Annotated in this window: 23 protein-coding genes; 15 read left to right on the top strand and 8 right to left on the bottom strand. The window is 64.2% G+C overall.

Annotated elements, in window-relative coordinates; translation table 11 throughout:
* Positions 1 to 23 precede the first annotated feature (23 nt).
* From CGL56_RS11720 to CGL56_RS11745, 6 genes are all read left to right on the top strand, one after another.
* Positions 24 to 1,391, top strand: a complete 1,368-nt coding sequence (locus tag CGL56_RS11720) for a trigger factor (RefSeq protein ID WP_099106745.1) — start codon at positions 24 to 26, stop codon at positions 1,389 to 1,391.
* Positions 1,392 to 1,455: 64 nt separating this feature from the next.
* A complete protein-coding gene (locus tag CGL56_RS11725; protein WP_099106746.1) occupies positions 1,456 to 2,172 on the top strand; it encodes a ClpP family protease in 717 nt (238 codons plus the stop codon).
* 115 nt (positions 2,173 to 2,287) lie between these two features.
* Positions 2,288 to 3,568 (top strand): ATP-dependent Clp protease ATP-binding subunit ClpX, encoded by a 1,281-nt coding sequence (gene clpX, locus CGL56_RS11730; RefSeq protein ID WP_099106865.1) that lies wholly within the window; start codon positions 2,288 to 2,290, stop codon positions 3,566 to 3,568.
* 89 nt (positions 3,569 to 3,657) lie between these two features.
* Positions 3,658 to 4,308: a pyridoxamine 5'-phosphate oxidase gene (gene pdxH / locus CGL56_RS11735; RefSeq protein ID WP_099106747.1), complete on the top strand. Its 651-nt coding sequence runs from the start codon at positions 3,658 to 3,660 to the stop codon at positions 4,306 to 4,308.
* A gap of 10 nt (positions 4,309 to 4,318) precedes the next feature.
* The gene (locus tag CGL56_RS11740; RefSeq protein WP_099106748.1) at positions 4,319 to 4,690 is read left to right on the top strand and encodes a hypothetical protein; all 372 of its coding nucleotides are present in this window, start codon (positions 4,319 to 4,321) and stop codon (positions 4,688 to 4,690) included.
* A gap of 32 nt (positions 4,691 to 4,722) precedes the next feature.
* A complete protein-coding gene (locus CGL56_RS11745) occupies positions 4,723 to 5,184 on the top strand; it encodes a hypothetical protein (protein ID WP_099106749.1) in 462 nt (153 codons plus the stop codon).
* Here CGL56_RS11745 and CGL56_RS11750 read toward each other — a convergent pair.
* A complete protein-coding gene (locus tag CGL56_RS11750) occupies positions 5,177 to 6,439 on the bottom strand; it encodes an MFS transporter (protein WP_099106750.1) in 1,263 nt (420 codons plus the stop codon). The two genes, CGL56_RS11745 and CGL56_RS11750, sit on opposite strands and share 8 nt — an antisense overlap.
* A 94-nt stretch (positions 6,440 to 6,533) precedes the next feature.
* Here CGL56_RS11750 and CGL56_RS11755 point away from each other — a divergent pair, with 94 nt between their 5' ends.
* Together CGL56_RS11755 and CGL56_RS11760 are read left to right on the top strand one after the other, a co-directional pair.
* Complete coding sequence (locus CGL56_RS11755) at positions 6,534 to 7,397, top strand: alpha/beta fold hydrolase (protein ID WP_099106751.1); 864 nt, start codon at positions 6,534 to 6,536, stop codon at positions 7,395 to 7,397.
* A 72-nt stretch (positions 7,398 to 7,469) separates the two neighbouring features.
* Complete coding sequence (locus CGL56_RS11760; RefSeq protein ID WP_099106752.1) at positions 7,470 to 9,005, top strand: hydroxymethylglutaryl-CoA synthase family protein; 1,536 nt, start codon at positions 7,470 to 7,472, stop codon at positions 9,003 to 9,005.
* Between the two features lie 229 nt (positions 9,006 to 9,234).
* On the opposite strand, the gene CGL56_RS11765 is transcribed toward CGL56_RS11760, so the two are convergent.
* Both CGL56_RS11765 and CGL56_RS11770 read right to left on the bottom strand, forming a co-directional pair.
* Positions 9,235 to 9,645: a hypothetical protein gene (locus CGL56_RS11765; RefSeq protein WP_099106753.1), complete on the bottom strand. Its 411-nt coding sequence runs from the start codon at positions 9,643 to 9,645 to the stop codon at positions 9,235 to 9,237.
* A complete protein-coding gene (locus CGL56_RS11770) occupies positions 9,642 to 9,917 on the bottom strand; it encodes a hypothetical protein (protein ID WP_099106754.1) in 276 nt (91 codons plus the stop codon). The genes CGL56_RS11765 and CGL56_RS11770 overlap by 4 nt, the downstream gene beginning before the upstream one ends.
* Before the next feature lie 15 nt (positions 9,918 to 9,932).
* Between CGL56_RS11770 and pdxA the strand changes: the two genes are divergently transcribed.
* Together pdxA and CGL56_RS11780 are read left to right on the top strand one after the other, a co-directional pair.
* Positions 9,933 to 11,105 (top strand): 4-hydroxythreonine-4-phosphate dehydrogenase PdxA, encoded by a 1,173-nt coding sequence (gene pdxA, locus CGL56_RS11775; protein ID WP_245184257.1) that lies wholly within the window; start codon positions 9,933 to 9,935, stop codon positions 11,103 to 11,105.
* Between the two features lie 66 nt (positions 11,106 to 11,171).
* Positions 11,172 to 13,412: an efflux RND transporter permease subunit gene (locus CGL56_RS11780; protein WP_099106756.1), complete on the top strand. Its 2,241-nt coding sequence runs from the start codon at positions 11,172 to 11,174 to the stop codon at positions 13,410 to 13,412.
* Positions 13,413 to 13,417: 5 nt separating this feature from the next.
* On the opposite strand, the gene CGL56_RS11785 is transcribed toward CGL56_RS11780, so the two are convergent.
* Genes CGL56_RS11785 through CGL56_RS11795 form a run of 3 tightly spaced genes read right to left on the bottom strand, consistent with a single transcriptional unit; the run spans position 13,418 to position 18,817 of the window.
* Complete coding sequence (locus CGL56_RS11785; protein ID WP_099106757.1) at positions 13,418 to 14,068, bottom strand: class I SAM-dependent methyltransferase; 651 nt, start codon at positions 14,066 to 14,068, stop codon at positions 13,418 to 13,420.
* A 40-nt stretch (positions 14,069 to 14,108) separates the two neighbouring features.
* Entirely contained in the window at positions 14,109 to 15,548 is a 1,440-nt protein-coding gene (gene dacB, locus CGL56_RS11790) for a D-alanyl-D-alanine carboxypeptidase/D-alanyl-D-alanine endopeptidase (RefSeq protein ID WP_099106758.1), read from the bottom strand.
* Positions 15,549 to 15,589: 41 nt separating this feature from the next.
* Positions 15,590 to 18,817: a proprotein convertase P-domain-containing protein gene (locus CGL56_RS11795; protein ID WP_099106759.1), complete on the bottom strand. Its 3,228-nt coding sequence runs from the start codon at positions 18,815 to 18,817 to the stop codon at positions 15,590 to 15,592.
* A gap of 149 nt (positions 18,818 to 18,966) precedes the next feature.
* On the opposite strand from CGL56_RS11795, the gene rpmH reads away from it, so the two are divergent.
* Positions 18,967 to 19,122, top strand: a complete 156-nt coding sequence (gene rpmH, locus CGL56_RS11800; protein ID WP_099106760.1) for a 50S ribosomal protein L34 — start codon at positions 18,967 to 18,969, stop codon at positions 19,120 to 19,122.
* 118 nt (positions 19,123 to 19,240) lie between these two features.
* Positions 19,241 to 19,693, top strand: a complete 453-nt coding sequence (dtd, locus tag CGL56_RS11805) for a D-aminoacyl-tRNA deacylase (RefSeq protein WP_099106761.1) — start codon at positions 19,241 to 19,243, stop codon at positions 19,691 to 19,693.
* A gap of 110 nt (positions 19,694 to 19,803) precedes the next feature.
* Here the strand turns inward: dtd and CGL56_RS11810 are convergent, their stop codons facing one another.
* Entirely contained in the window at positions 19,804 to 20,574 is a 771-nt protein-coding gene (locus CGL56_RS11810; protein ID WP_099106762.1) for a tRNA pseudouridine synthase A, read from the bottom strand.
* Between the two features lie 482 nt (positions 20,575 to 21,056).
* Between CGL56_RS11810 and CGL56_RS11815 the strand changes: the two genes are divergently transcribed.
* From CGL56_RS11815 to CGL56_RS18465, 3 genes are all read left to right on the top strand, one after another.
* Positions 21,057 to 22,817, top strand: coding sequence for a hypothetical protein (locus tag CGL56_RS11815; protein ID WP_167641674.1), 1,761 nt, complete (start codon positions 21,057 to 21,059; stop codon positions 22,815 to 22,817).
* 179 nt (positions 22,818 to 22,996) lie between these two features.
* Entirely contained in the window at positions 22,997 to 24,382 is a 1,386-nt protein-coding gene (locus tag CGL56_RS11820; RefSeq protein ID WP_099106764.1) for an NAD(P)/FAD-dependent oxidoreductase, read from the top strand.
* Positions 24,372 to 26,324, top strand: coding sequence for a 4Fe-4S dicluster domain-containing protein (locus CGL56_RS18465; protein WP_245184256.1), 1,953 nt, complete (start codon positions 24,372 to 24,374; stop codon positions 26,322 to 26,324). Before CGL56_RS11820 ends, CGL56_RS18465 begins: the two co-directional genes overlap by 11 nt.
* Here the strand turns inward: CGL56_RS18465 and CGL56_RS11830 are convergent.
* Positions 26,309 to 26,815: a GNAT family N-acetyltransferase gene (locus CGL56_RS11830; protein ID WP_099106765.1), complete on the bottom strand. Its 507-nt coding sequence runs from the start codon at positions 26,813 to 26,815 to the stop codon at positions 26,309 to 26,311. The genes CGL56_RS18465 and CGL56_RS11830 overlap by 16 nt on opposite strands.
* Positions 26,816 to 26,832: the final 17 nt, after the last annotated feature.

A 26,832-nucleotide genomic window follows, 5' to 3' on the forward strand; every position in this document is an offset into this window, starting at 1 on the left:
CCTTTCTTTTAAAGTATAAGCAAATGGCTGAAGTAACGTACGAGAAGACCGGGCCGGTCACGGGTCGCATCCAACTCTTTTTCCCCAAGGAAGAATTGAGTAAGAAGCTCAATGAAGAGCTGAAAAAGGAAAGCAAGCGGGTCAACATTAAAGGATTCCGCAAAGGCAAGACCCCCATTTCGGCCCTCCGCAAGCTGATGGGCAACCAGGTCTTTGGCCCCCTGCTCGACCGCAGCATCCAGGAGGAGCTGTTCGGATACATCGAGGAGAATGACCTGAAGTTGATCTTCAGCCCCCTGCCCGACGAAAGCGAGGAAGTGGAGCAGATCAGCGCCAACAACATCAAGGACCTGCGTCTGTCGTACGACCTCGGCCTGGAGCCCGAATTCGAGCTGCAGCTGCCCGAGCAGTCGTTCACCAAGTACGTGCTCGACACCAACGAGGAGTTCGTCGACGAGCTGGTCAGCAACCTGCGCAAGCAGCGGGGCGAAACCAAGGAGATCGAGGAAGGCCCCATTGAGGCCGAGGACATCCTCGACGTAACCATCCAGGAAGTGGACGGCGAGCTGACCAACGACACCAAGCTGTACGTGGACAACCTCCAGGACGGCGTGAAGGAGCAGCTCATCGGCCAGTCCGTAGGCACCAGCATCACCCTCGACGACCTGAGCCAGGTAGAGTCCAACGCCAGCGACAGTCACGTACGCAAGTACCTGCTGGAACTGAGCGACGAGCAGAAGGACCTGGACCTCAGCGGCAAGACCTTCACCATCACGGTGAACAAGATCAGCCGCCTGGTCCCCGCCGAACTGAATGAGGAGTTCTTCATCCAGTTCGACCCCGAGGGCAACGTCACCAACGAGGAGCAGCTGCGCGAGCGGCTGGCCGAGGAGAATGCCAAGGGGTTCAACGCCCAGGGCGTCTCGATGGCCAACTTCGAAATCCAGCGCGCCCTCGTGGAAGGTAACGACTTCGAGGTACCCGTGGAGCTGATGAAGAAACTCAGCAAGGACGACAGCGAATCCAACTTTGAGCTCTTCGAGCGCGGCGTCCGCTGGATGCTGATCCGCAACAAGGTGGCCGCCGAGAAGGAAATCGAGCTGCAGTACGAAGACGTACGCGCCGAGGCCCTGGAGTCGCTGATGCGCATGCTGGGTGGCCAGCGCCCCGCCTTCCTCAACGACGAGTTCCTGGACAACTACATCCAGAACATGCTCAAGGACGAGAAGCAGCGCGAGGAACTGAGCAACAACGCCATGGAGAAGAAGGTGATGGCCGCCATCCGCGAGGACGTCAGCCTGGTCGAGCAGCCCCTCTCGGTGGAGGAGTTCAACGAAACGATCAAGGCATTCAACGAAGCCAACACCCCGCCCTCCGCCGAGGAGGAATAGGCCCTCAACCCTAGCGACCCTGGTACCGTTTACGGGGAGAATCCTTCGACAAAATCAGAATACTATGACTCCCCAAGTCCCCCAGGATGAATTCATGAAGTACGCTACCCGCCATATGGGTATGAGTACCATGCACCTGGAAAAGTACGCCCAGACCATCGGTGGCATGGCCACCCCCCAGGTGATGGGCTTCTCCCCCAACGTAATCGAGGAGCGGCAGATGAACGTTGCCGCCCTGGACGTCTTCAGCCGCCTGATGATGGACCGCATCATCTTCATGGGCGTGGCCGTTACTGATTACGTGGCCAACGTGGTCCAGGCGCAGCTACTGTTCCTGGAGTCCGTTGACCCGAAGCGCGACGTACAGATGTTCATCAACAGCCCCGGCGGCAGCGTCATCGCGGGCATGGGCATGTACGACACCATGCAGTACGTCACCCCCGACGTGGCCACCATCTGTACCGGACTGGCCGCCTCGATGGGATCCGTCCTGCTGGCCGCCGGCGAGAAGGGCAAAAGGTCCATCCTGCCCCACGCCCGGGTGATGATCCACCAGCCCAGCGGTGGCATGCAGGGTCAGTTCTCCGACATGGAGATCAACTACCGGCTGATCTCGAAGCTGCGTGAGGAGCTTTATACTATCTTGGCCAAGCATACGGGCCGTACCTTTGAAGAGATCGAAAAGGACAGCGACCGCGACAACTGGATGACGGCTCCGGAAGCGGTCAGCTACGGCCTGGTCGACGAGGTGCTGAACCGGGAAAAGAGCGAAGCCAAATAAGTCCCTCGCCCCTTTCCCCTACCAATCAACTCACCCGGCGGGCCGAACAGACGCAATGTCTTCCGGCCCGCCGTTTTTTTACCGATACACCTACTTATACATCCCCCCTTACATGATGCGAGGTAAACGACAAGATTTCCGCTGTTCCTTCTGCGGCCGCGACAAAAGCGACGCCCTGGTCCTCGTGGCCGGGCTGGACGCCCACATCTGCGAAGTCTGCGTGGAGCAGGCCCAGGAGATTGTCGCCGAGGAGCTCTACGGCGGCGTCAACCCCGAAGCCCCGGAAAGCCAGCCCCAGGTAAAGGCCCCCAAGTTTGAGTTCAAGCTTCCGAAGAACATCATCCCCAGCCAGATCAAGGAGCACCTGGACAAGTACGTGATCGGCCAGGAGGAAGCCAAGAAGATCCTCTCCGTCGCCGTCTATAACCACTACAAGCGGCTGTCGCACCCCGCCACCACCGACGATGAGGTGCAGATCGAAAAGAGCAACATCCTGCTCGTAGGCCGCACCGGTACCGGCAAGACCCTGCTGGCCAAGACCATCGCCAAGCTGCTGCAGGTGCCCTTCGCCATCGTCGACGCCACGGTATTCACCGAGGCCGGCTACGTAGGCGAGGACGTGGAAAGCATCCTGTCGCGCCTCCTCCAGGTCTGCGACTACAACGTGGCCGCCGCCGAGCACGGCATCGTCTACATCGACGAGATGGACAAGGTGGCCCGCAAGAGCGACAACCCCAGCATCACCCGCGACGTGAGCGGCGAGGGCGTCCAGCAGGCCATGCTGAAGATGCTCGAAGGCACCGACGTGAACGTGCCCCCCCAGGGCGGCCGCAAGCACCCGGAGCAGAAGCTCGTCAAGGTGAACACCCAGAACATCCTCTTCATCTGCGGCGGCGCCTTCGACGGCATCGAAAAGATCATCGCCCGGCGGACCAACACCAAGGTCATCGGCTACGGCAACGCCAACAAGCGGCAGATCAAGGAGGAGGATATGCTGCAGTACATCACCCACCGCGACGTGAAGCGCTACGGCATGATTCCCGAGCTCATCGGCCGCCTGCCCATCATCTCCTTCCTGCGCCCCCTCGACCTCGACGCCATGAAGCGCATCCTGGTAGAGCCCCGCAACAGCCTGCTGCGGCAGTACCAGCACCTCTTCCGCCTGGAAGGGATCAACCTAACCTTCACCGACGACGTCATCGCCTACATCGCCGAAACGGCCCTCGAGTACGAACTCGGCGCCCGCGGCCTGCGCTCCATCTGTGAAGCCATCATGACGGACGCCATGTTCGACCTGCCCGGCCGCAAGGACGTGAAGCACTACACCATCGACACCGTTTACGCCAAGTCCAAGCTGGAAGGCGGTATGCTGGAAGTGCTGCGCGCCGCGGCCTGATTTTTTCACCGCAGATCCCGCGGATTCCGGGCTCCGGCTGTTGTGCAGGAAACCCGCCGCGCGATCTGCGGTAAAAAATACCCCTACCTATGGCCATTGATGCCAAAAATCTCCGCGTCGACTACCAGGCCGACGAACTGCTGGAAAAGGACGCCCCCGACCAGCCCTTCCCCCTCTTCGACCGCTGGTTCCGGGAAGCCCAGGACAGCGACTGCCCCGAACCCAACGCCATGGTCGTGGCCACCGTCACCGCCCAGGGCCACCCCGCCGCCCGGGTGGTGCTGCTCAAGGAAGTGGACGAGCGCGGCTTCGTCTTCTACACCAACTACGACAGCCGCAAGGGACAGGAGATCGACGCCCACCCCCACGTGGCCCTCGTCTTCAACTGGCTGGAACTCCAGCGGCAGGTCCGCATCGAAGGCCGGGTGGAACGCCTCGACGATGCCACCGCCACCGCCTACTTCCAGAGCCGCCCCAAGAAGAGCCAGATCGGCGCCTGGGCCAGCCCCCAGAGCGACGTCATCCCCGACCGCGACTTCCTCGAACGGCGGCGGCAGGAACTCGAAGAACAATACCGGGACACCGACACCCTGCCCAAGCCCGACCACTGGGGGGGCTACGTCGTGATCCCCGAAATGATCGAATTCTGGCAGGGCCGCAGCAGCCGCCTCCACGACCGACTGGCCTACCACCGGCCCGCCGAAGCGGAGGAATGGCAGCGCGAACGCCTGGCCCCCTAAACTTCTCTCCATGCAAACGGACGCCCACTGGGTTCAGCTTCAGACCGACATTGCCCGCTACCACACCCCCCTCCACGAAGCCGCCACCACGGTGGTGGACGAGAAGGTGAGCAACTACCCCATCTTCGTGGCCTACGCCGGCGAAGACCTGGAAAGCCTGCCCGGGATCTACGTGATGGACGTACCCACCCCCCGCGACCTCGTCTGGACCATCAACCTCACCACCCTGGAAGAACTGGTGGCCAAGCAGGTGGTGACCCCCGACAAGGTCGACCCGTTCCGCAACGTCTACAAGGACAAGCCCGACAGCTTCTGCTTCCTCATCATCGACGAGGCCGGCGGTCGCTTCGGCTTCGTCAAGCAGCACGTCGGCAAGGCCTGACCGTCTTTCACCCCATCCCCCCTATTCCGACTATGATTTCCGAAGCCGCCATTAACCGTACCCTCGACCGCCTCGAATCCGGCGACGAAGCGTACGAACAACAGATCCAGGACTTTGCCGAGAGCCAGCCCGAGCTCATGGAGTACCTCACCAACGAGGACGTAGAGGCCTTCACCGAAGGGGAACGGGAGCTGCTGCTCTTCGCCGCCCTGGTCATCTTCCAGTCGATTGACGACGAGCAATCCGGACTGCCCGAGGTGACCGGCGACGCCATCGCCACCGCCGAGGAACGCAACTACGAGATCATGGCCGGCAGCAAGGGGGCCACCCTCCGCGATCGCTTCACCCCCTTCTTCGAGCAGAGCGAGGAGGAGGAGCTGCTGGCCTTCGTCGAGGACCTCACCCTCTCCGAAGAGGAAGGCGACGCCATTTCCCCCGAGGCGCGGGAGCCCTTCTTCGTGACCCTCAAGACGGTCATCGACACCCTCACCTAGCGGCCAGCTCCCGGTTGCGGGCCTCACGGGCCCGGTCGACGGTCAGCAGGATCAGCAGTCCCCCCACGCCCAGTCCGGAAATGGTATAGATCGAGCTGGCGTAACCGAAGTATTCCGCCAGCTGGAAACCCAGTACCGGCGTGAGCACGAAGGCCAGGGAGTAGCTCGCCGAGAGCAGCCCGAGGTATTCGCCGCGGCGGGAGGGCGGAGCGTGCCTGGCCACGTAGGTCCCCGTGAACGGCATCAGCAGGATCTCCCCGAAGGTGATCAGGGCCATCCACACCAGCAGCAGACCGTAGCCCACCACCGCGGCCACCGGCAGCAGGAAGTAGCCCGCCGCGATGAGCGCGCTGCCGGTGAGCATGACGAACAGCGGCCGGTAGCGGCGGTCGGCCAGGTACACCAGCGGCATCTCCACCAGCACGATCAGCACGCCGCTCACCGTGAGCAGCAGTCCGAATTGTCCCTCGGTGTAGCCGTTGGCGGTGAGGTGGACGGGCACCGTACTGAAGAGCTGAAAGAAGCACATGATCACCAGGGTATTGGCCAGTACCATCTGCACCAGCCACGGTTGGCGGTAGCCGGGTCGCGTTTCCGGGCGGGGGGCCTTTTCTGCCGCGGACGCGGGTGCCGGGGAAGGGAGGGGACGGGCCGTTTCGTCGGCCGGCAAGGCCACCAGAAAGAGGATGGCCGCCATCCAGTAGGTGATGCCGTCGGCCCAGAAAAGGCTCTCGTAGCCGTAGGTCGCGATGAGCAGTCCACCCAGGGCCGGCCCCACCGAGAAGCCCAGGTTGGCGGCCAGCCGCTGCAGTCCGTACGACTGCGTCAGGTGCTCCGGCGGGGCGTAGACGGCAATGGCCGCCCGGTTCGCCGGGCGGAAGGCATCGGCGGTCAGCGAAGTCAGGAAGACCAGGCCGCAGAGCGGCCAGAAGGAAGTCACCTGCCCGATGAGGATGTGCAGCAGGCCGGCAATAATCAGGCTGAACACCATGATGTGCCAGGAGCCGTAGCGGTCGTTCAGCAGTCCGCCCAGGTAGTTGCCGGCGATGCCACCGACGCCGAAGGCCCCCATCACCCAGCCGGCGTCGGTAGCCGTATAGCCCATGGAGTTCACCAGGTAAACCGAAAGAAAGGCGACCACCATGGCGCCGCTCCGATTGACCACCATGACCAGGGACAGAAGCCAGACTTTGCGGGGCAATCCAGAGAAAGAACGGACGTACAGCCGACCAATACGGGGCAGGGTGGAAAGCATCGTCTGGGGTTGAGAGTGGAGATAACGACCCGTTTGCACTACAAGTTCCGGGAATGGACTTTAGTTTTGTCCATTCAAAGCCCTATTCCACCGCATGGCTGGCAGGAGAGAAAAGTTCGTCATCAGTAGCATTCGCCGGCTCCTCAACGGAACGGCGCGCATGTCGCGGCGCCAGGCCGGCGCCATCGGCTACTACCTGCTGAGCAAGCCCCGGCGGGCGGCCGACGAGCCCCTGAGCACCGCCTTCATGCAACAGGCCAAAAAATACACCGTCGACGCCCAGGGCAATACCCTCCAGTGTTTCCACTGGCCCGGCAAGGGGCCCAGCGTGCTCCTCCTCCACGGTTGGGAAAGCCATACCGGCCGCTGGTTCGAGTTTTTCGAGCCCCTCCGCAAGGCCGACTACTCCATCTACGCCTTCGACGCCCCGGCCCACGGCAAAAGCCGCGGCCGCCGCTTCAGCGCCCTGATCTACGCCGAGGCCCTGGCCACCTACCTGGAGCACCACGACTTTGCCCCCGAATACTGGATCGCCCACTCGGCCGGCGGCATGGCCGCCATCCTCTACCTGGCCGAGATGGAGAACAAGTACGAACCCCGGCAGCTCGTCAGCCTGGCCGTACCCGGGGAGCTGGAGCACTTCATCGACAAGTTCTGCTCCTTCGTCGGGGTACACGACAAGGTCAAACAGGGGATCGACTACCAGTTCCGCCGCAAGCTCGACATGAGCTTCACCGACATCTCCTTCGTCAACTACGTGAAGAAACTGCAGGTGCCGGGGCTGATCATCCACGACGAATGCGACGACCTGGCCCCCATCAGCGGCGCCGAGCAGATGCACCGCAACTGGGCCGGCTCCAGCCTGATCACCACCCGCGACTGCGGCCACAGCCTGGTGGGCGAACTCGTACCGGCCATGGTGCTGGAATACCTGCGCCGCTGCCAGGTGCCTCATTAGGGTGGTAAACGCGTAAGGCATCAACCATGAGCGGTCGGGCGCGGTTGATACGGTAGCGACAAACCCAACACTATGGCCATTTCCTCTACCGTCGGAATCGATGACTTTTCCATCTACCTCCCCCAGCTCTACCTCCCGATCGAAAAGCTGGCGGAAAAGCGGAATATCCCCTATAGTAAGTTGAAAGACGGACTCGGCCTGGAGCAGATGGCCCTGGCCGACGCCCGGGAGGATACCGCCACCATGGCCGCCAACGCGGTGCTGGACCTGATGCACAAGAATGACCTGGACCCCTGCACCGTGGGTCGCATCTACCTGGGCACCGAGAGCGCCCTCGACGGCGCCAAACCGACGGCCACCTACGTGCTGGAAATGCTCAGCGACCACTTCGCCGACGCCTACGGCCCCAACTGTTTCCTGCACTGCGACGTGGTCGACCTCACCTTCGCCTGCATCGGTGGTGTTGATGCCCTGCAGAATTGCCTGGAATGGACGGCGGCCCGGGAAGACCGCATCGGAATCGTCGTAGCCAGCGATCGGGCCAAGTACGAAATGGGCAGTACGGGCGAGTACACCCAGGGCGCCGGCGCGGTAGCCATGCTGGTCCGCCAGTCGCCCCGCCTGCTGGCCATCGACCCCGACTTCGGCGTGGCCACCCGCCCCACCCACGACTTCTTCAAACCCAAGCGCAAGGTCAGCAAGCAGGACATCATCCGGGAGGTGATCGACCTCCTCCCCGACCTTTCCGCCGAAGACTATTCCCTGGGTGAGCTGGAAGACAAGCTGACCAACGGCTCCACCACCACCGGCGTCCTCGATTGCAACGAACGCTTCCTGACCATCCACAAGGACACCCCCGTCTTCGATGGCCCCTACAGCAACGAATCCTACCAGGCCCGGATCCGCGAGGCATTGATGGACTACCGCCGCCGCCGCGGACAGCAGCCCGGCCGCCTCAGCGAAGAATACGCCGCCCTGGCCTTCCACCTCCCCTACGCCTACCAGGCCCGGCGGATGTTCTCCGAGATCTATATGGAGGAGCTTAAGGCGCAGCGCCAATGGGAAGCCTTCACGGAACGCAACCAGCTCGACGTACCCTGCGCCGACGACTACGAGGACCGCGAGCAATACCTGAACAAGTGCGGGGAGTTCCTGCGGTCGGTAACCAAGACCGAAGATTACCGCCGGTTCGTGGAATCCCACCTCGCCCCCGGCGACTGGGCCAGCTCCCGCGTCGGCAACCTCTACTCCGGCAGCGTATTCCTGAGCCTGATGGCCATCCTGGAAGCCGCCCACCACTCGGACGAGGACCTCAGCGGCCAGGACCTGCTGGTACTGGCCTACGGCAGCGGCTCCAAGGCCAAGGTATTCGGGGCCACCGTACAGCCCGGTTGGCGGGAAGTGACGGCCGGCTTCGACCTGCAGTTGCGCCTCAACAACCGACAGGAAATCGACTACGATACCTACGAGAAACTGCACCGCTGCATCCTCCCCGACAACGTCACCGAGCACGAACAGGGAACCTTCTTCCTGGCCGACGTACACGACAGCCACGACGAAACCGAAGGGGTGCGCCACTACGGCTACGCCGCCAACGTACTGGCATAAAAAAAGCCGGGGAACTCCCCGACTTCAAAATACTTTCAAAAAACTATTCCTGAGTTTGCCTTCATCAAACGAGAGGCGAACGCCTTCGATGGCGCAAACATAGGGATTTCACCGATTTGAGACAACAATTAGCTTACGAAAAGCGGTGATTTCTCTCCTTTTGTAAGTATATAAGTTACACTAAGTCCCCCACATTTATTTTAACGGCCAAAACGGGAGGCCCAGCCACCTATTCCAGCCGATCAATCACTCGCAGGCTGTCCTGCAGCAGACTGTCCCTGCGCAGGCTGTCCTGCAGCAGGCTGTCGCGCAGCAGGGTATCAAAGCGGATTTCGAAGGGGAACAGGGGGCGCAGCGGCAGCGGTTTGGACAGCTGAGGCGGGGGTGGTTCACCCGGTCGCCCGGGACGCGGCGGTCGCCCCGCAATGCGGCGCATCTTGCGGGCGCGGTCCAGCAGCAGGGAGTCCGCCCGGGCGGTGGCCGCCTCCTGTACCTTCCGCTCGCAATCCCTCAGCAGGTTGGCCCGGATCGCGGCGACCTGCTCGGCGGCCCGTTCCTCGATGAGGACACGGGGGTTGATGGCTTCCTCACGGCAGCCCGCCAGCCAGAGGCACAGCAGCAGGGGCAGGTACCTGATCATTGGCCGGTAATTTGGGGCAAGCGTGCCCGCAGGCGGGTTTCCTCCTCCAGCCGCCGCTGCACGATGCTGTCCGTGGCGATGGCTACCCGGTCCTCGAAGCTCTGTTGGCAAAGGCTGTCGAGCAGCGGCCGCAGGGAGTCGATCCGCGCCGCCGCGATGGCCTGGAAGGCGTCGCGCTGTTCCGGCGTCAGTTGCACCCGTACGGCCTTCTCCGGCTCGCAGGCGGAAACCAGCAGTCCGACCAGAAACAGGATGGGGGGCAGGAGCTTCACGGCACAAACTTACGGATGCTTTACCGTTCCCGGGCGGAAGCATCCTACCTTCGTGGCACAATCAAGCCCTACCGCATGGACCCCCTTCGCATTGGAATTACGGTTGGCGATGTTAACGGCATCGGCCCCGAGGTGATCGTCAAGGCCCTCACCCGGCGCGGCATCCTGGAGCTGGTAACCCCCGTGATTTACGCCTCCGAAGCGGTCTTTGCCGCCTACCGGACGGAGGACGACGACTTCGCCCTCCAGTCGATCACCGACCCGGAGTCGGCCGAAGACGGGACCATCAGCCTGGTTTCCTGCTGGGAGGAGGCGGTAGAACTCACCCCCGGCCAGCCCACCGCCGCCGGCGGGCGGGCCGCCGCCCGGTCGCTGGAGCGCGCCGTGGCCGACCTGAAGGAGGGCAAGCTCGACGCCCTGGTCACCGCCCCCATCAACAAGTCGGTGATGCCCAAGGACGACTTCCCCTACCCCGGCCACACCGAGATGCTCACCCAGCGGCTCGGCGCGGAGGAAAGCCTGATGTTCCTGGTCAGCGACGACCTCCGCGTAGGCGTGGTTACCAATCACATTCCCGTCTCCCAGGTGGCCACCCAGGTCACCCAGGCCCGCATCCTGGAGAAGATCAACATCATGGACGCCAGCCTGCGGGCCGACTTCGGCATCGAAAAGCCCCTGATCGGCGTCCTGGCCCTCAACCCCCACGCGGGCGACGAGGGGCGCATCGGCACCGAAGACGACAAGGTGGTCCGCCCCGCCGTAGAGCAGGCCAAGGAAGCCGGCATCATGGCCCTGGGCCCCTACCCCGCCGATGGATTCTTCGGCAGCGGCAAGTTCCGGAAGTTTGACGCCGTCCTGGCCATGTACCACGACCAGGGGCTGGTCCCCTTCAAGGCCCTCAGTTTCGGCAAGGGCGTGAACTTCACCGCCGGGCTCCCCGCCATCCGTACCTCCCCCGATCACGGCACCGCCTACGACCTGGTGGGCCAGGACCAGGCCAGTCCGGATTCCTTCCTCGCGGCCCTCTTCCTCGCCCGGGAAACCTACCTGAACCGCGAACGCCATGCGGAGGATACCGCCAATCCCCTGGAAAGCCGCATGCACCTGGTGTACAAGCGCAAGGCCCGCGCCGGCAAATCCGGCGGCGGCAAGTCCGACCGCAAGGGGGGCCGCGGCGGGAAGCGCTAAAGATTAACCTCCGAAGCTCCAACAATCCCGGGGCGGCGCGATTTAGTACGGGAAGCCCTTCCGCCCATGCGCCGCTACCGCCTCCCGGTCCTGATCTTCTTTGCCGTATACGCCGCGGTGGCGGTCTACGGCTGCTTCCGCCTCAACTTCACCTTCGACTTCCAGCAGTTCTTCCCACGGGGAGATGAGGACCTGGAGTTCTTCCTGGAGTTCATCGACGAGTTTGAGGGAGACGACAACTTTCTTCTCGTAGCCCTGGAGCGGGAACCCACCGTTTTCGACAGCAGCTTCCTGGCCCAGGTGCACGACTTCAGCCTCGCCGCCCGCGAACTGCCGGGGGTGGAGGCCGCCCAGTCGCTCACCTCCTTCGGATACCCCATCAAGACCCCCTTCGTGGTCACCACCATCCCGGCCATCCACCTCGACGATCCGGGGCGCTACGCCGCCGACAGCGCCCGCATCATGGCCGACGAGCGCTTCGTGGGTAACCTCATCAACCGCCGCGGTACGGCCCTGGTCACCGTACTGAAAACACCCAGCCTTATCTCTCTGGATCAGAGCCGCGCCCTGATCCGGGGGCTCGACAGCCTGGTGGCCACCTACGACTTCCCCGACTACCACTACCTGGGGCCCGCTTATTTCCAGAAGGAGCTGGTGGCCATGCAGATCCGGGAAGTGATCGTCTCCGCCCTGATTTCCGGCCTGCTGGTCTCCTTCGTCATGTTCCTGCTGTTCCGCCGCCCCCTCGGCATCGCGGTGGCCCTGGTGAGTATCGCCCTGGGACTGCTGCTGTTCATGGGCACCCTGGGATTGCTCGGGCGGGAGCTCAACGCCATCGCGGCCCTCTATCCGGTGCTGATGATCATCGTGGGCACCTCCGACGTGATCCACATCATGTCGAAATACATCGACGAGCTGCGCAAGGGGTTGCCCAAGGAAGCCGCGATCCGGGTAGCCATCAAGGAGATCGGCCTGGCCACCCTGCTCACCTCCCTCACCACGGCGGTGGGATTCGCTACCCTGCTCACGAGCCGCATCGACCCCATCCGCGACTTCGGGCTCAACGCCGCCCTCGGGGTCATGATCGCCTTCTTCACCGTCATCCTCTTCACCACCTCCCTGCTGAGCTACCTCTCCGTCGACCAGATCGTCAAGCTCGGGCGGCAGCAGGCCTTCTGGGACCGACTACTGGAGAAGACCTACCAGTTCACCCAGCGCCACGCCACGGCCATCAAGATTGGCGCGGTGGTGGTCGTGGGCCTCTGCCTCTGGGGCATTTCCCTGATTACCACCAATTACCGCATCGAGTCCACCCTGCCCAAGAACCGGAAGGTCACCGAGGACTTCCGCTTCTTCGAGCGGGAGCTGAGTGGCTTCCGCCCCTTTGAGCTGGCCATCCTGACGCGTGACAGCAGCGCGGTGACCGACTTCGACAACCTGCAGGACATTGGCCGGATCGAGGACTACGTCCGCCAGTTCCCCTTCGTCCAGGGCACCGCCAGCATCACCGCCGTCTACCGCAGCATCAACCAGGCCTTCAACAACAACCGCCCCGACGCCTATACCCTGCCCGCCACCGAGGCCCGCTACCGGGAGTACCGCGCCCTGGCCGAGCGGGTGCCCGCCGTGAACCTGAACCTGCTGGTGAGCCGCGACCGGCAGAAGGCCCGCATCACCAGCCGGCTCGACGACATCGGCGCCGACAGCATCAAGGTATTCCTGGACAATACCCACGCCTGGATCAACGCCAACGTGGATACCTCCCGCATCGAGGTGCGCAGTACGGGCACCGGCCTCATCATCGACAAGAACGCCGAATACATCCGCCGCAACCTGCTGCAGGGGCTCGGCCTGGCCATCGTGATCGTCTGCCTGCTGATGGCGCTCCTCTTCCGCAACTGGCGGATGCTGGTGATCAGCCTGATCCCCAACCTGCTGCCCCTCCTCATCGCCGGAGCCATGCTGGGCTTCCTGGGCATCGAGCTGGAGGCCGGCGTGAGCATCGTATTCGCCATCATCTTTGGCATCGCCGTGGACGATACGATTCACTTCCTGTCCAAGTACAAGCTGGCGCGGCGGCGCGGCGTACCGGCCCCGGAGGCCATCCACCTCACCTTCCGGGAGACGGGCAAGGCCATCGTGCTTACTTCGGTCGTCCTCTTCTTCGGCTTCCTGGTCATGCTGTTCAGCATCAGTCCGCCCAGCGTCACCATCGGCCTGCTCATCAGCCTTACCCTGGCCAGCGCCTTGATCAGTGACCTGCTGCTGATCCCCTTGCTGCTGCGGTGGCTGGACCGGAGCGAGTAACCTGATTATTTCTTCTCAGCTACCATGATGTACTGGTAGTCGAGGGCCGTATTGTCGGTGGAGATTACCTGGAAGCCCGCGGATTCCAGCATGCCGGCCAGGGTCGACAGACCGATGCGGTCGCTGGGGTCGGGGCCCAGGGCGGTATCCTGCTGTTTCCAGTCCACGATGACCACCCGACCGCCGGGGCGCAGGGCGGGGAGGAGCTTGCGCAGGTAGTCCTCCTGGTTTTCGATGAGGTAGAGGGTATTGACGAAGAGGACGATGTCCACCTCATTGTCCGCCAGAAGGGGGTCATCGGCCAGGGCCAGCCGGGGTTCCAGCCGGGGCTGCAGGTTGGCGGGCAGCTCGGTCATCCGCACCGTGTCCAGGTAGTCGATCCAGCGCTGGTCGATCTCGACGGCGATCACGCGAACGGCCAGGGGGGCCAGGCGGCGGGCAAAGAAGCCCTCCCCCGCCCCGATGTCGGCGATCACCTTCTCCTCGATGTCGCCGAGCACCTCGATCACCACCCCGGGCTTTTGCCATACGTGGCGCTCCCGGTCGTCCTCCCCGGCACCGGGGGCGGCGTAGACGTCCTCGGTGGGGGGCGTGGGCCCTTCCGTCTCCTGGCAGGAAACCATCAAACACAGTAGCAGGAAAAGGGAAAGGCGCATGTATCGAAAGCTGGCGGCGGCCAAGATACGGACCACCACCTTACAGGCCGGCGGTGCAGAGGTCGCGCATCAGGTCGTAGATCAGGCGGTTCACCACGCTGGTGCGCAGGTCGTGGTTGTTCACGGCTACGCTGTAGGCCAGGCGGCGACCGTCCGGGCGGTCCACGTAACCGGCGTAGGTACGCACGGCGTTCACCGTGCCGCTCTTGCCCCTCACCCGCCCTTCGGCTACCGTACCGCGCAGTACGTTGCGCATGCTGCCGCTGCGGCCGGCCAGGGGGATGCTCTCCACCCAGCGCTCCTGCCCGGCCTGGTCGACCAGGAAGGCGGTCATGAAGGCCGGGGAAAAGAAGTTGCGGGGGTCCAGTCCGCTGCCGTCGCGCAGGTTCACCCCCCGGGTATCGAGGCCGCGGCTTTCCAGCCAGTCCATGACCACCTCGGTGGAGGCCAGCTCCTCGCGGGGCCGTCCGTTGGCCTTGTTCATTTCCCGCAGCAGGCCCTCGGCGTAGAGGTTGACGCTGTTCATGTTCGTGCGGTCGACGATCTCACTGAGGTAAGGCGAAAGTTGCTCGTCCAGCATCTCCCCCACGGTGTAGCCGCCGACGGTCAGGTGGGTAGCCGGAGGGCCGGTCACCACGATGCCCACCGCTTCCAGGCGGTCGTTGAGCATCTGGGCTGCCAGCAGGGCGGGGTCGGGCAGGGAACCGCGGATCCGGAAGCTGCCCGTACCCGCCGGAATGCTGCCCCGGATGAAGTGGTGGTAGTTGAAGGGGGCCCCGAAAATGTAGGCCTGGTCGCCGCTGCCCCGGGGGCCGCTGGTAAGCTCATTCGTGAATTTCAGGCCGGGGACGGCGGGTTCCACGCGCAGCACTGGCGGCGTACTGCCCTCGTCGGGGCGCTGGGTGAAGGTGAGCTCGTAGCTGTTCTCGTTCAGGTTCAGGCCGTAGGCTCCCGCGCCGTAGTAGTTGCCCAGGTCGGCCCAGGGCCAGCCCCTACCGGTGCCGTCGGAACCGTAGCGGCTGCCGTCGCCGATGACCGCCCCCGTGATGCGGCGGATGCCGCGCTCCCGTATGGCCCGGGCCCAGCTTTCTACCACCTCTTCCAGTTCAGCGGCCCCGTCCATCCGGCTGCTGCCCAGGGTGGGGTCGCCGCCCCCGACGATGTAGAGGTTGCCGCGCAGTATCCCGTCCTCAATGGGCCCCGAGGCGATGAGGCGGGTCTCGAAGCGGTAGTCGCTCCCCAGGATGTCCATGGCGGCCGCCGTGGTGATCAGCTTCTGGGTGGAGGCCGGGATGCAGGCCACGCGGGCATTGTGGGAGGCGAGTTGCCGCCCGTCGTCAACAAGGCGGACGTCCACGGCCACCAGGGCGTTCTCCAGCACCTGCGTTCCCGCAAAACGATCCACAACCTGCTGCACGGATGACTGTCCGGACAGGGCGACGGAAAACAGCAGGCAACACAGGAAAAGGCGCAGGACCATAGCGGGGTTTTTGGGGTGGCGGGTACGCGGGTGCAGGGTAATCAACGCAAGAGCAGGATCCGGTGGGTGAGGTGGCCGAAGCGCCCACTGACGCGGAGGTAGTAGGCCCCAGCGGGCAACGCACCCAGGTCTAAGCGTTGCCGGGGGGCGCGGAGTTCACTCCACTCGGCCATTCGGTGGCCGGTGGCGCTGAAGAGGCTGGCGCTGACCGTCTCCCCGGCCCAGCGCCCCTCCAGTTCGAGGGTCAGCTGGCCGCTGGTGGGATTGGGGAAGAGGTGGATGCGGCGGCCACCGTCAACAGTAAGGGTGCTGCTCGTGGTATCGAGTGCAATGTCGCGGGCGGGCCCGGGGAAGCTGCCACAGGCGTTGACGGACACCACCCGCCAGAAAAAGCTGGCCGGCAGGGCGTCCCGGGCCACGGTAAGCTGGCGGCCGGCGGTGGTGGCCACGTAAACGGTATCCGCAAAATTGGCCGTGGTCGATACCTGCAGGGTGTAGGCGCGGGCCGTTTCCAGGGGGCGCCAGCGGAAGGTCACGGTCTCCGGCTCCACCCGGGCCGCGAGGGGCGTTACCGGTTCCGGCACGGGCAGTACCTCCAGGGAGTGTACCGCCCGCCGCTCGCTGCCGTCGGCGGCGATCACCACGAAGGTGAGGTCCGCGGTACCGGGGCCCACCAGCGTCCAGGCGCTGAACAGAACTTCAATCGTCCGGGTAGCGGCATCGTAGCGGAAGGTGTAGTTGTCCAGCTCCAGTCCGTCGGCCTCCACCCGCAGGGAGGGCTTTGCCGTGTAGCCGTCGCCGACCCGCAGCCGGGCCGTACCCCCGAAGTTGGCGCAGGACAGGATCGGGGGCGTCAGCAGGGAAACGCTGAGGTCGCGGTCGTCCCGCCGGTCTTCGCATACCCGCAGGCGGAAGTCGGTGATGGCTCCCCCGTCCTCGGCGGCCTCGTCGGTAACCACGAGTTGCCAGGTACCGCGGGCCGACTCCTCCGCGAAGGCCGCAAAGTCACCTACCGGGCGAACGCGCAGGTAATCCCCGACACTGCCGTCCTCGCAGTGCTCACTGAACTCCGCGGCCGTGGTTGCCGCCCCGGCGGCGAAGACCACGTACAGGTCGGTGGCCGGGCAGGCTCCACCGAGCAGGGGATCCAGCAGGGGGACGCTGGTACCCGCGGGGCTCACCAGCCGCAGCGACAGGTCGCCCACGAAACTGTGTTCCACCCCGACGATCACTTCCAGGAAGGAGAGGTCCAGGTCTTCGCTCACCTCGAGGGTGGCCTTCACCTCCCCGGGCTGGGCCGCCGGAATGGGCACGGGCAGGGAGCCGGCCGTACGGAGCAGGCAGCTGCGGTCCGCCGTGGTGAAGTTACGCGGTGCGGACCAGGCGCCCGGGCCACAATCGTTCCCGCCGCGCACCCGCCAGTAGTAACGGGTGCCGCCGGCGAGGGGGAAGTCGGGGACGAAGGAGGTGGTAGCCAGCCCGCGCAGGTCGGCTACGAGTCCCGTAAAGTCAGCGTCCTGGGAGATCTGCAGGTCGTAGGTCACCGCCCCCGCCGCGGTCCGCCAGCCGAGTTCGAGGAAGGGGTCCACCCCGCTGCTCTGCTGTTCGGGCCGTAGGAGGGTTACCGCCGGCGGGGCGTCCGCCACCAGGGTAAGGGTGAGGGTGAGGGTGTCCGAAAAACCGCGCCCCCCTACGGCCACTACGGTGATCGGGTAGCTTCCGGCCGCGGCGTCGGTGGGGTCGGCCCGCAGGGTGACGGTATTCCCTCCGGCGGAGGTGGCGGGCAGGGTGAGCTGCAGGTCCGGGTGGGCGGCGGCGGTGAGTTGGGTGCCCACGGGAAAGGCTTCGCCCAGGGTGAGGGTGAACTCGCTGATGCTCCCGGTGCAGCTGCGGAGGCAGGCCGGACTGGCCACCAGGGCAGTGGCGAGGGCGGCTTCGTCGAGCCCCTCCAGGGTTAGGGTGCCGGTACCGCAGGGGTCGAGCCAGGGGGCCAGGCTCGTCGCCGCGGTGCCGCCACCCAAGAAGCTGCGGGCGAAGGAGCCGAAGATGTCCTCGGCCTGGTTCCCGCAGGCGGCGGAACCGCCGAAGAGCTGTCCGCGGATCCGCCCGGCGGCGTCAAAGAGGGGCGCGCCCGAGGAGCCCGTTTCGGTTGAGCCCACGTCCCAGTAGGCGACGCGGAGAAAATCACCGTCCGCCTTGGCCTCTCCCAGGATGTTGGACCGGGTGACGGGCTGGTCGGAGATGGAAATGCGCTTCTCGTCCAGGTTTGGGTGGTGGACGGTAGCGACCCGTCCGGTGGGGGGAGACAGCGCGGCCGACCAGCCCGCGAAGAAAGCCCGGGCGCGGGGGTTGACGGGCTCGTCAAGCTCGATCAGTGTCATGTCAGTGGCTGAGTAGCTGGCCAGCAGCCGAGCTCCGGTATTGAACACCTCGAGGTGTCCGTCGCCGGCCGAACCGCTGTCGTTCGATCCCGGCGGGCGGCACTGGTCGTTTTCGAAGTTCCAGTAGGTGACCAGGGTGGGCGCGGTGGCGGCATTCACTCCGCAGTGGTTGGCGGTAAGGAAGAGGGGGCGGCCGTCCTGGTTGGTGTTGTTGACCAGAAAGCCGGTGCAGCGCTCCCGCCCTTCCAGGGTGTAGGCGGCCACGCTGCGGATCGCGTCGCGGAAGGCTTCCACCTGGGGGTAACCATCGGCCGCACCGCAGGCTACGTCGAGGTGGCAGTCGTCGCTGAGCAGGTCCATCACCCCTTCAAAATCGTGGTTGACCGAGGAAATGACCAGGTCCAGTTGTCGCTTGCCCTCCGGCGGCAGGAGTACCTCTACTTGCAGCTCGTCGCCGCGCAGCAGGGGCGACCAGAACTGGGCGTGTTCCGCGTTGTCGGCGGCGGTGAAGGGGCCGAAGCGGTTGGCCCGCGTGGTCAGGTAGAGGCGGGCGCCGGGGGGCAGGGCGAAGCGGGTGAAGCCGAGGTTCAGCGATTTGGCGCCGGGACTGCGGACGCTCCACCGCCACGCCAGGCTGTCCGGGCCGGCGCTCGACCACTGTCCGTCGCGGGCGGGCCGCACGTCCACCGGCAGGGTGACGGCGAAGGTCTCGGGGCGGTCCGGGCGGCGCAGCGCCAGCTCGGAGGCCAGCAGGCGATCGTTGTCCTGGGCGGGCAGTTCGAGCACCGGCGCCTGCGCTACGGCGGGCCCGGGTAACCTGCCCTGGGCAAACAGGCAGGTGAGGAAAAACGGGAGGGCCAGCAATGCGGTGAGGGCGCTGCGCAACATGGGAGGGGGTTGTTTAGCCAAGGTAAGGTGGAAAATCGGTGACAATAAATTGAAGCCGTGCTTTGTAGGTTAAGCGGCAAAGCCTTACCTTTGCCCGACTTTTGCAGAACCTCCGGCCCGGTAACGAGTGCCTTAAAAAATAATACAGCATGAAAAGGACTTTCCAACCCTCCAAGCGTAAGCGTGTCAACAAGCACGGATTCCGCTCGCGCATGTCTACCAAGAACGGCCGCAAGGTTTTGGCCCGCCGTCGCGCCAAAGGTCGCTACAAGCTGACCGTCAGCGACGACACCTACAAGAAGTAACTCATACCACCGGAGTAACTCCCGGAAGGTTGCAAAATTATCAGCCCTGACTGCTCACCGCGGTCAGGGCTTTTTGTCGATCCCGCCGGGGTGGCGGCCGCCTTGCTATCTTTCCCCCATGCGCGTACTTATCCAACGGGTCAGTGAGGCCTCGGTTACCATTGCGGACTCCGTTTCCGGACAGATCGGCCCCGGCCTGCTCATTCTGCTGGGCGTCGAGGACGCCGATACCGACGAGGACATCGACTGGCTCTGTGGCAAGATCAGCCGGCTGCGCATCTTCTCGGACGCGGAGGGCAAGATGAACCTGAGCGTGACGGACATCGACGGGGGGCTGCTGGTCGTGTCCCAGTTTACCCTCTTCGCCAGCACCAAGAAGGGCAACCGGCCGGGCTTCACCCGCAGCGCCGGCCCGGCGGTGGCCATCCCCCTTTACGAGCGCTTCGTGGCCCGGTTGTCGGCCGAGGCCGGCCGGCCGGTCGCTACCGGGGAGTTCGGCGCCGACATGCAGGTGGCCCTGGTGAACGACGGGCCGGTGACCATCTGGATGGATTCCCGGGACCGGGAATAGGCTGGTCCATGATTTTTTTGTTGGACGACTTAGTGGTCCATGCTGAAATGGTCGGACGACTTAAGTGGTCCGACGACTAACCGGTCGGACCACTTAAGTCGTCCGACCACTCACCCAGGGGCCAGCCCCTCCACCCGGCTCAGGAACAGGCCCTGCGGCGGCGCCTGCCCCACCGAAATCCGCTCGCCCGAAGCGAGGGCGTCCGCCAGTTCGTCGGGGGAAAGCTCGCCCTGCCCCACCCGCAGCAGCTGGTAGACCAGAATGCGGATCATCCCGCGCAGGAAGCGATCGGCCACGAAGCGAAAGCGGTACCGCCCCTCCCCTTCCCGGTGGAAACTCGCCTCCCGCAGCTCGCAGGTCGTGGTGTTGTGGCGGTCGGGGGTGAGACAGAAGGCCCGGAAGTCGTGGGGGCCGGTGAGCATCCGCAAGGCCATTTCCATCGCCCAGGTATCGAACTCCCCCAGCTCCAGGTAGCTACTGACGGGGGCGAGAAAGGGATCGGCCCGCGTGTGGAAGTAATAGTCGTAGGTGCGCCCCGTAGCGTCGTAGCGGACGTGGGCGCCGGGCGCCACGGGCCATACCCGGTAGAGGACGATATCGTCGGGAAGCAGCTTGTTCATGATGAACAGCCAGTTGTCGCGCAGCGGAGCCTCCACGTCGAAGTGGAGGTAGTAGTCGGAAGCGTGGACGCCCGCGTCGGTACGGCCACAGCCCACCACCTTCGGCGGATCCCCCGCCGCGGGGCCCTTGCCGGATTGCCCCTGCACCCGCGCCAGCGCCGCCTCGATGGTCCCCTGCACGGTGACCGTATCGCCCGACTGCCGCTGCCAGCCCCGGTAATGGGTGCCGCGGTAGGCGAGTTGGACGAAGTAGCGGTGCATACAGTTGGGGATTAGCGGCAGAAGGTAACCGATTCCCGCCACAAGGAGGAAAACCCTCCGCCCCTACCGGCCCAGCCGTATAAGACATGCACCAGAGATTGGTATATAATTTTATTTGAAACCGATTTAATACGTATTTATATTGTATTACACAAATAATTATGTCATTGATTTGGACTTTCGCAGCCAAGGGCTTCCGCCTCCTCACGACCTCAAAAAACGGACACAAACCCAATTAAATGGGTGATAAAGCTGGCAACCGCAACTCACTCATCCTGCCCGGGGAATTCCTCCACCCTTCCGCACGGGGCCGTAACAGCTTGACAATCACCCACCTGTTACGTATATTCATCATGACCTTATAATCCCCCGGCACCACTCCCTGATCACTTTCCGCTGCTATCATTGCGGATGAATCCGTGGTTCCGGTTCACCACACACCAACTCAGACCATGAGGCACTCGTACCTACTCGTGGTGGCAATGCTATTGCCACTGTTCACCTACGCCCAAAGCGGAAATTCCACCGACGGCGTCTCCTCGGAATTCTTCGATGTCATCTTTACCGAAACCGCTTACAGCACCTGGGACGACCGGGGCAGCGGGGCGGACCGCGACGTCACCTTCTGGCAACCCGTCGCAAAGCCCGGCTACTTCGTCTTTGGTGATATGGTGACCGACAAATACATGTCGCGGATATATACCGCCAGTAACGGAGGCAGTTACGCCTCCCTGTCCGCGGACGACAAGAAACTGATGCCCTTCACCATTGCCTTGCGGCCCAAACCCGGGTATGAGAACCTGCTGAAGGTTCCCACCGGTTTCCAGGAAGTGTGGAACGATGCCGGCAGCGGGGCAAACCGCGACGGACGGGTATTCCGCATCCTCTGCCCGGGCACCTCCGTGGCCCTGGGTATGATCGCGACCAACGGCAGCAGTCCGGAACCCCGCAAAAACGATTGTCGCTGCATCGAGAAAACGGCCTTCAGCAAGACCAAAAACAAGACCGTACAATTGATCATGCCTGCCGCCCCCCAGTCCATCGCCCCCACTGGGATACGCGCCTACTGGGACGATGCCGGCAGCGGCGCGGACCGGGACATTGCGGTCTTCCAGATCGGCGTAAAGCAAGGCATCAAGGGCGGGCAGGATGAACTTGTGATCCCCCCCTCCACCTTCCTGGCCAGCAACAGCGGCAGCCGGTTCCCGGACGACAAGGCCTATGCCCTGGTGCTCCAGTTCCAGACCGACCTGACGCAGCCCGTCGAGCTGCCCACCTTCCCCGAGCTGACGGGCCCCCAGCCCATTAACTTCGGCAGCAATTTCGTCACCACCAACACCTATCAAGTGCCCTGCTTCAGCGTGGTGGACAACAGCTACAACTCACTGCTGGAGCAGTTCCGGGAATCGCCGGTGTACACGGTACACCGCACCACCCGCTACGAGCTGGTCGACCAGAGTACCACCGGTCAGAACACGGACGGCGTCCTGACCTTCGCCTACACCGTGGGCATTACCAACGAGGAGAACCACGCCGCGTCGCTCGGCCTTACCCGGGGCTTTTCGGTCACGGCCGGAGTATCCGGCGGGGTACCCGGCGTCGGAGAGGCGAGTGTAGAGGTGACCAGCTCGATCGAAATTTCCGCGTCCTACTCCTGGGGCGGGTCGGTAGCCACTACGGAAGAAAAGACCTACGGGGCGGAACTGCCCCTGCGCCCCTATCAGACGTACGGAGCGATCTACCAGGCCATCGACGACTACGTCATCAAGCGGAAGGACGGCACGGAAGTAGGCGGCGCCAATTTCCGTAACGGATCCAAGAACTACCACCTCGTGGCCTGGCCGAGCCAGGACCCCAATGCCGCGAAACCGGCGCCCGCCGCTCCCATTGCGGGCAGGGCCACCCCGGCCATTCCCGGAGGGACCACCCTGGAGGTAGGCAAGCAGTATTTTTCTCCCAACCGGCAGTACTACATGATCCACCAGCCCGACGGAAACTTCGTCATCTACAACAGCAGCAACAACCACTTCGTCTGGGGCTCCTACAACAACCTGGGCGCACCACTCGACCCCGCTGGCCGCTACGTCATGCAATCTGATGGAAACCTCAGCTTCCTGAATCCCAACAATGAGCAGTTGTGGTCTACGCGGACGCGGGTGGCTGGATCCGGACTCCAGCTTTCCGACAACGGAAAATTGGAAATCGTCTCCCCCGCCAACCAGGTCATCTGGCGCACCAACTGATTCTGCAGCACCAGACTTCGGACCTTTGCCGGGGCCGCGGACGATCGTCCGCGGCCCCGGCTGGTTTTGGGCATGTGGGCTCCGGGGCGGACATTTTCCCTAAAGACGGCCACCCGACCCCTCGCTGCCGCACTTTCCCGCCCCGCCGTAGTTTGCACGACTACCCATCCCACTCCCCTATGCACGTAGCCATCCTCGGCAACGGTATCGCCGGAATCACCGCCGCCCGCTGGTTGCGCAAGCTCAGCGACGACGTCCGCATCACCGTAATCTCCGCCGAATCCGATTACTTCTTCTCCCGCACCGCCCTGATGTACGTCTACATGGGCCACCAGCGCTGGGAAGACCTCATGCCCTATGAGCCCTTCTTCTGGTCCAAAAACCGGATCGAACTGCGGCGGGGCTACGTGGAAGGCGTGGACGTGGCCGCTAAAACCCTGCATTTTTCCGGCGGCGATAGCCTGGCCTACGACAAGCTCGTGCTGGCCACCGGCAGCGCCTGGAACACCTTTGGCTGGCCCGGACAGGACCTGCAACGGGTGGGCGGACTGGTAAGCGTCCAGGACCTGGAATACCTGGAAAAGGTCACCCCCGAGATCCAGTCGGCCGTAGTCGTCGGTGGCGGCCTCATCGGCATCGAACTGGCCGAGATGCTCCACAGCCGCCACATCCCCGTTACCCTGCTGGTGCGGGAATCCAGCTACTGGAGCAACGTCCTGCCCCGGGAGGAAAGCGAAATGGTCAGCCGCCACATCCAGAGCCGGGGCATCGAGGTGCTGCACGATACGGAGCTACAGGAGATACACGACGACGGGGGCGGGGCCGCGGGTGCCATAACCACGAAGTCGGGCCGGCGCATCGAGTGCCAGTACGTGGGCCTCACCGCCGGGGTACACCCCAACATCGGCTTCCTGGCGGGGAACGACGCCGTGGAAACCGGCAAGGGCATCCTGGTGGATCAGTACCTGCGCACCTCCGCCCCCGACGTCTACGCCATCGGCGACTGCGCCGAACTGCGGCAGCCCCGTCCGGGCCGCAAGGCAATCGAGGCCATCTGGTACACCGGCCGCATGATGGGGGAAACGGTAGCCTATACCCTGCTGGGGCGCCCGGTGGCGTACGACCCCGGCATCTGGTTCAACTCCGCCAAGTTCGTCGACCTGGAGTACCAGGTGTACGGCGAGGTGCCCGCCCACGGCCGGGAGGGACTGGCCACCCTCTACTGGGAGCATCCCGACGGTGAAAAATCGGTACGCATCAACTACGAGAAAGACGGCGGGGCCGTCCGGGGCTTCAACCTCATGGGCATCCGCTACCGGCAGGAAGTCTGCGAGAAATGGATCGCCAACCGCGCCCCGATCGAGGAGGTGCTGCAGAACCTGGGCATGGCCAACTTCGACCCGGAGTTGTACGCCGAATACGAGGCCGATATCGTAGCCCTTTACAACCAGCAGACCGGCAGTAACCTCCGGCTGCAAAAGAAACGCGGCCTCGACGCCGTCCTCCGCTTCCTCAATTTCAAGACCCGCACTCCCCGTGCCATTGCCCGTCCCGATGCCCAGTAAACGTACCCCCAAGACCACCCTGCAGTACGTAGGCTTGGCCCTCTTCGCCGTCGCCCTGCTCGTCTTTACGGCCATGCTCGGGCTGGAAAACTACCGGATCGGCGAAGAGGAGTTCCTGTCTACCGTAGCCCCCGCCCCGGAAGGAGTCGTCACCGGAGTATCCGCCGGCTCCTCCAGTGGGGAGAGCTCGAACGACCCGGCGCCGGCTCCCGAAGCGGACCCCAAGGCCCGCCTGGTCTACGAGGTCAGGGGCGCCGCCTTCCAGGCCGCCGGTCAGGAGCTGGGGCTGTTTGACCAGACCTTCGGCAGCAGCTTCAGCTTCCAGGACAAGATCGAGGAGGTCTATACCGCCGCCCGCCGCCGGGCCGACGAGCGGGTCGATCAGCTGATGGCCGAAGCGGCCCTCCCCGACGGCGTTTCGGAGTGGGACCTGCGGCTTTCGGATCCGATCTACTTCAAATCCAGCCTGCTCTCGGTGGCCACCGCCGCCGAGCGGGGACCGGTGAAGGACAATCCCCTGCTCTTCCTCGGGCTCACCATCGGGCTCGGGTTGCTGGGCGGACTGCTCTACATTATCCCGAAGTTCCGCGGCAAACCCGGGATCAAGCACGACCACATCTACCACTCCCAGCTCACCAAGGGACTGAACCTGGGCTGGCGCAGCGTCTTCCTGGCGGTGGCCACCCTGGGCATCATCGGTTACGGGGTGAGGTACATGGCCAGCGACTGGTTCTGGCCGGGGGTGACGGTGGTGGTGGCCCTGCTCATCATCGGGCTGGTGCTCTTCGCCGAGCATTCCTGGCGCAACCGTCCGGCCCGCGCGGCCGACCCCGCCGGATTATCGGCCTACCTCGGCATCCTGGCCGGTACCTACCTCATCGGCTTCTATATCCTGCTGTACTGGGCCCCGGAGCACGTCACGGCCTGGATCACCATGGTGAATCCCGTGAAGCAGGGCCTCTTCGGGGGGATGGCCAGTCAGTGGTTCCTCTACGGACTGCTGTACACCCTCATCATCCTGGTCATGGGTGTGCGCATGCTGGCCAAGTACCGCCACAACAGGTATCAGGTCGTGCGGACCTTCTCCGTCATGTTCTTCCAGCTGGCCTTCGCCTTCCTGATCCCCGAGATCCTCGGTGCGCTGAACAAGCCGCAGCAGGACCTGAAGAATATCTGGCCGCTGGACTACGACTTCTTCTTCAGCTGGCAGCTGGAGGAATTCCAGAGCGCCGGGGCCCTGGGCACCTTCATGCTGGTATGGGGCATCTTTCTGGTCATCGTGGGCGTCCCCCTGATGGTCCACCTCGTCGGCAAGCGGTGGTACTGCAGCTGGGTGTGCGGCTGCGGCGGCCTCGCCGAGACCATGGGCGACCCCTGGCGGCAGCTCAGCGACAAGAGCCTCCGCGCCTGGAAGTTCGAGCGGTGGATCATCCACGGGGTGCTGGTGGCGGCCATCGGCATGACGGCCCTGACGCTCTACTCCTACTTCACCGGCGCCGACAGCCTGCTCGGTTTTCAGACCTGGAAGGTGCAGAAGTGGTACGGCTTCCTCATCGGCGCGGGCTTCGCCGGGGTGGTGGGCACCGGCTTCTACCCCCTGATGGGCAACCGGGTGTGGTGCCGCTTCGGCTGCCCCCTGGCGGCCTACCTCGGACTGGTACAGCGCTTCCAGAGCCGCTTCCGCATCACCACCAACGGCGGACAGTGCATCAGCTGCGGCAACTGCTCCACCTACTGCGAGATGGGCATCGACGTACGCGCCTACGCCCAGAAGGGGCAGGACATCGTGCGGGCCAGCTGCGTAGGCTGTGGCGTCTGCGCGGCGGTATGCCCCCGGGGGGTACTGCGCCTCGAAAACTCCAGCGTCGACGCCGGCTACCGGACGGTGCCGGAGCGGGTGATCCACGTCTCCGAGGAGGAAGGGGCCTACCTGAAGTTCTGACCAGCGGCCCCCTCCCGGCTCAGCAGGTGCACGGCGCAGGGGTCGCCCCCAAGTTCGCGCTCCTCCAAGAATACGAAGCCCAGCCGGCGGTAGAAGCGGATCGCAGCCGTATTCGTCACCAGCGGATCGACGAGGATGCCCACAACCTTGAGGTCCCGAAAGCAGCGCGCGATGACCTCCTCCATGATGAGCGTGCCGTAGCCCCGGCCCAGGTCCTCCGCTTTGCCGATCCAGAGGTCGATGGCGCGGTGGTGGTCCGCCACCTGCCCCCAGTAGTGGCTCTCTTCCCGGGCCGGGTCGATGATCTGGACAAAGGCGATGGGCCGGTCCCGGAGTTCGGCGATCAGTTGTTCCCGCCACGGGTGGTGGGTGCCCAGGTCCGTTTCCCAATCCCACTCCTCACCACCCGTGGCGGCTGCCACGTGGGGTTGGGCCGACCAGTGCTGCAGCAGGGGGATATCCTGGGGGGTAGCGGGGCGCAGGTGTAGCATGAGGGGGGGATTTACTG

The organism is Neolewinella marina (assembly GCF_002631205.1).
Lineage (GTDB): Bacteria > Bacteroidota > Bacteroidia > Chitinophagales > Saprospiraceae > Neolewinella > Neolewinella marina.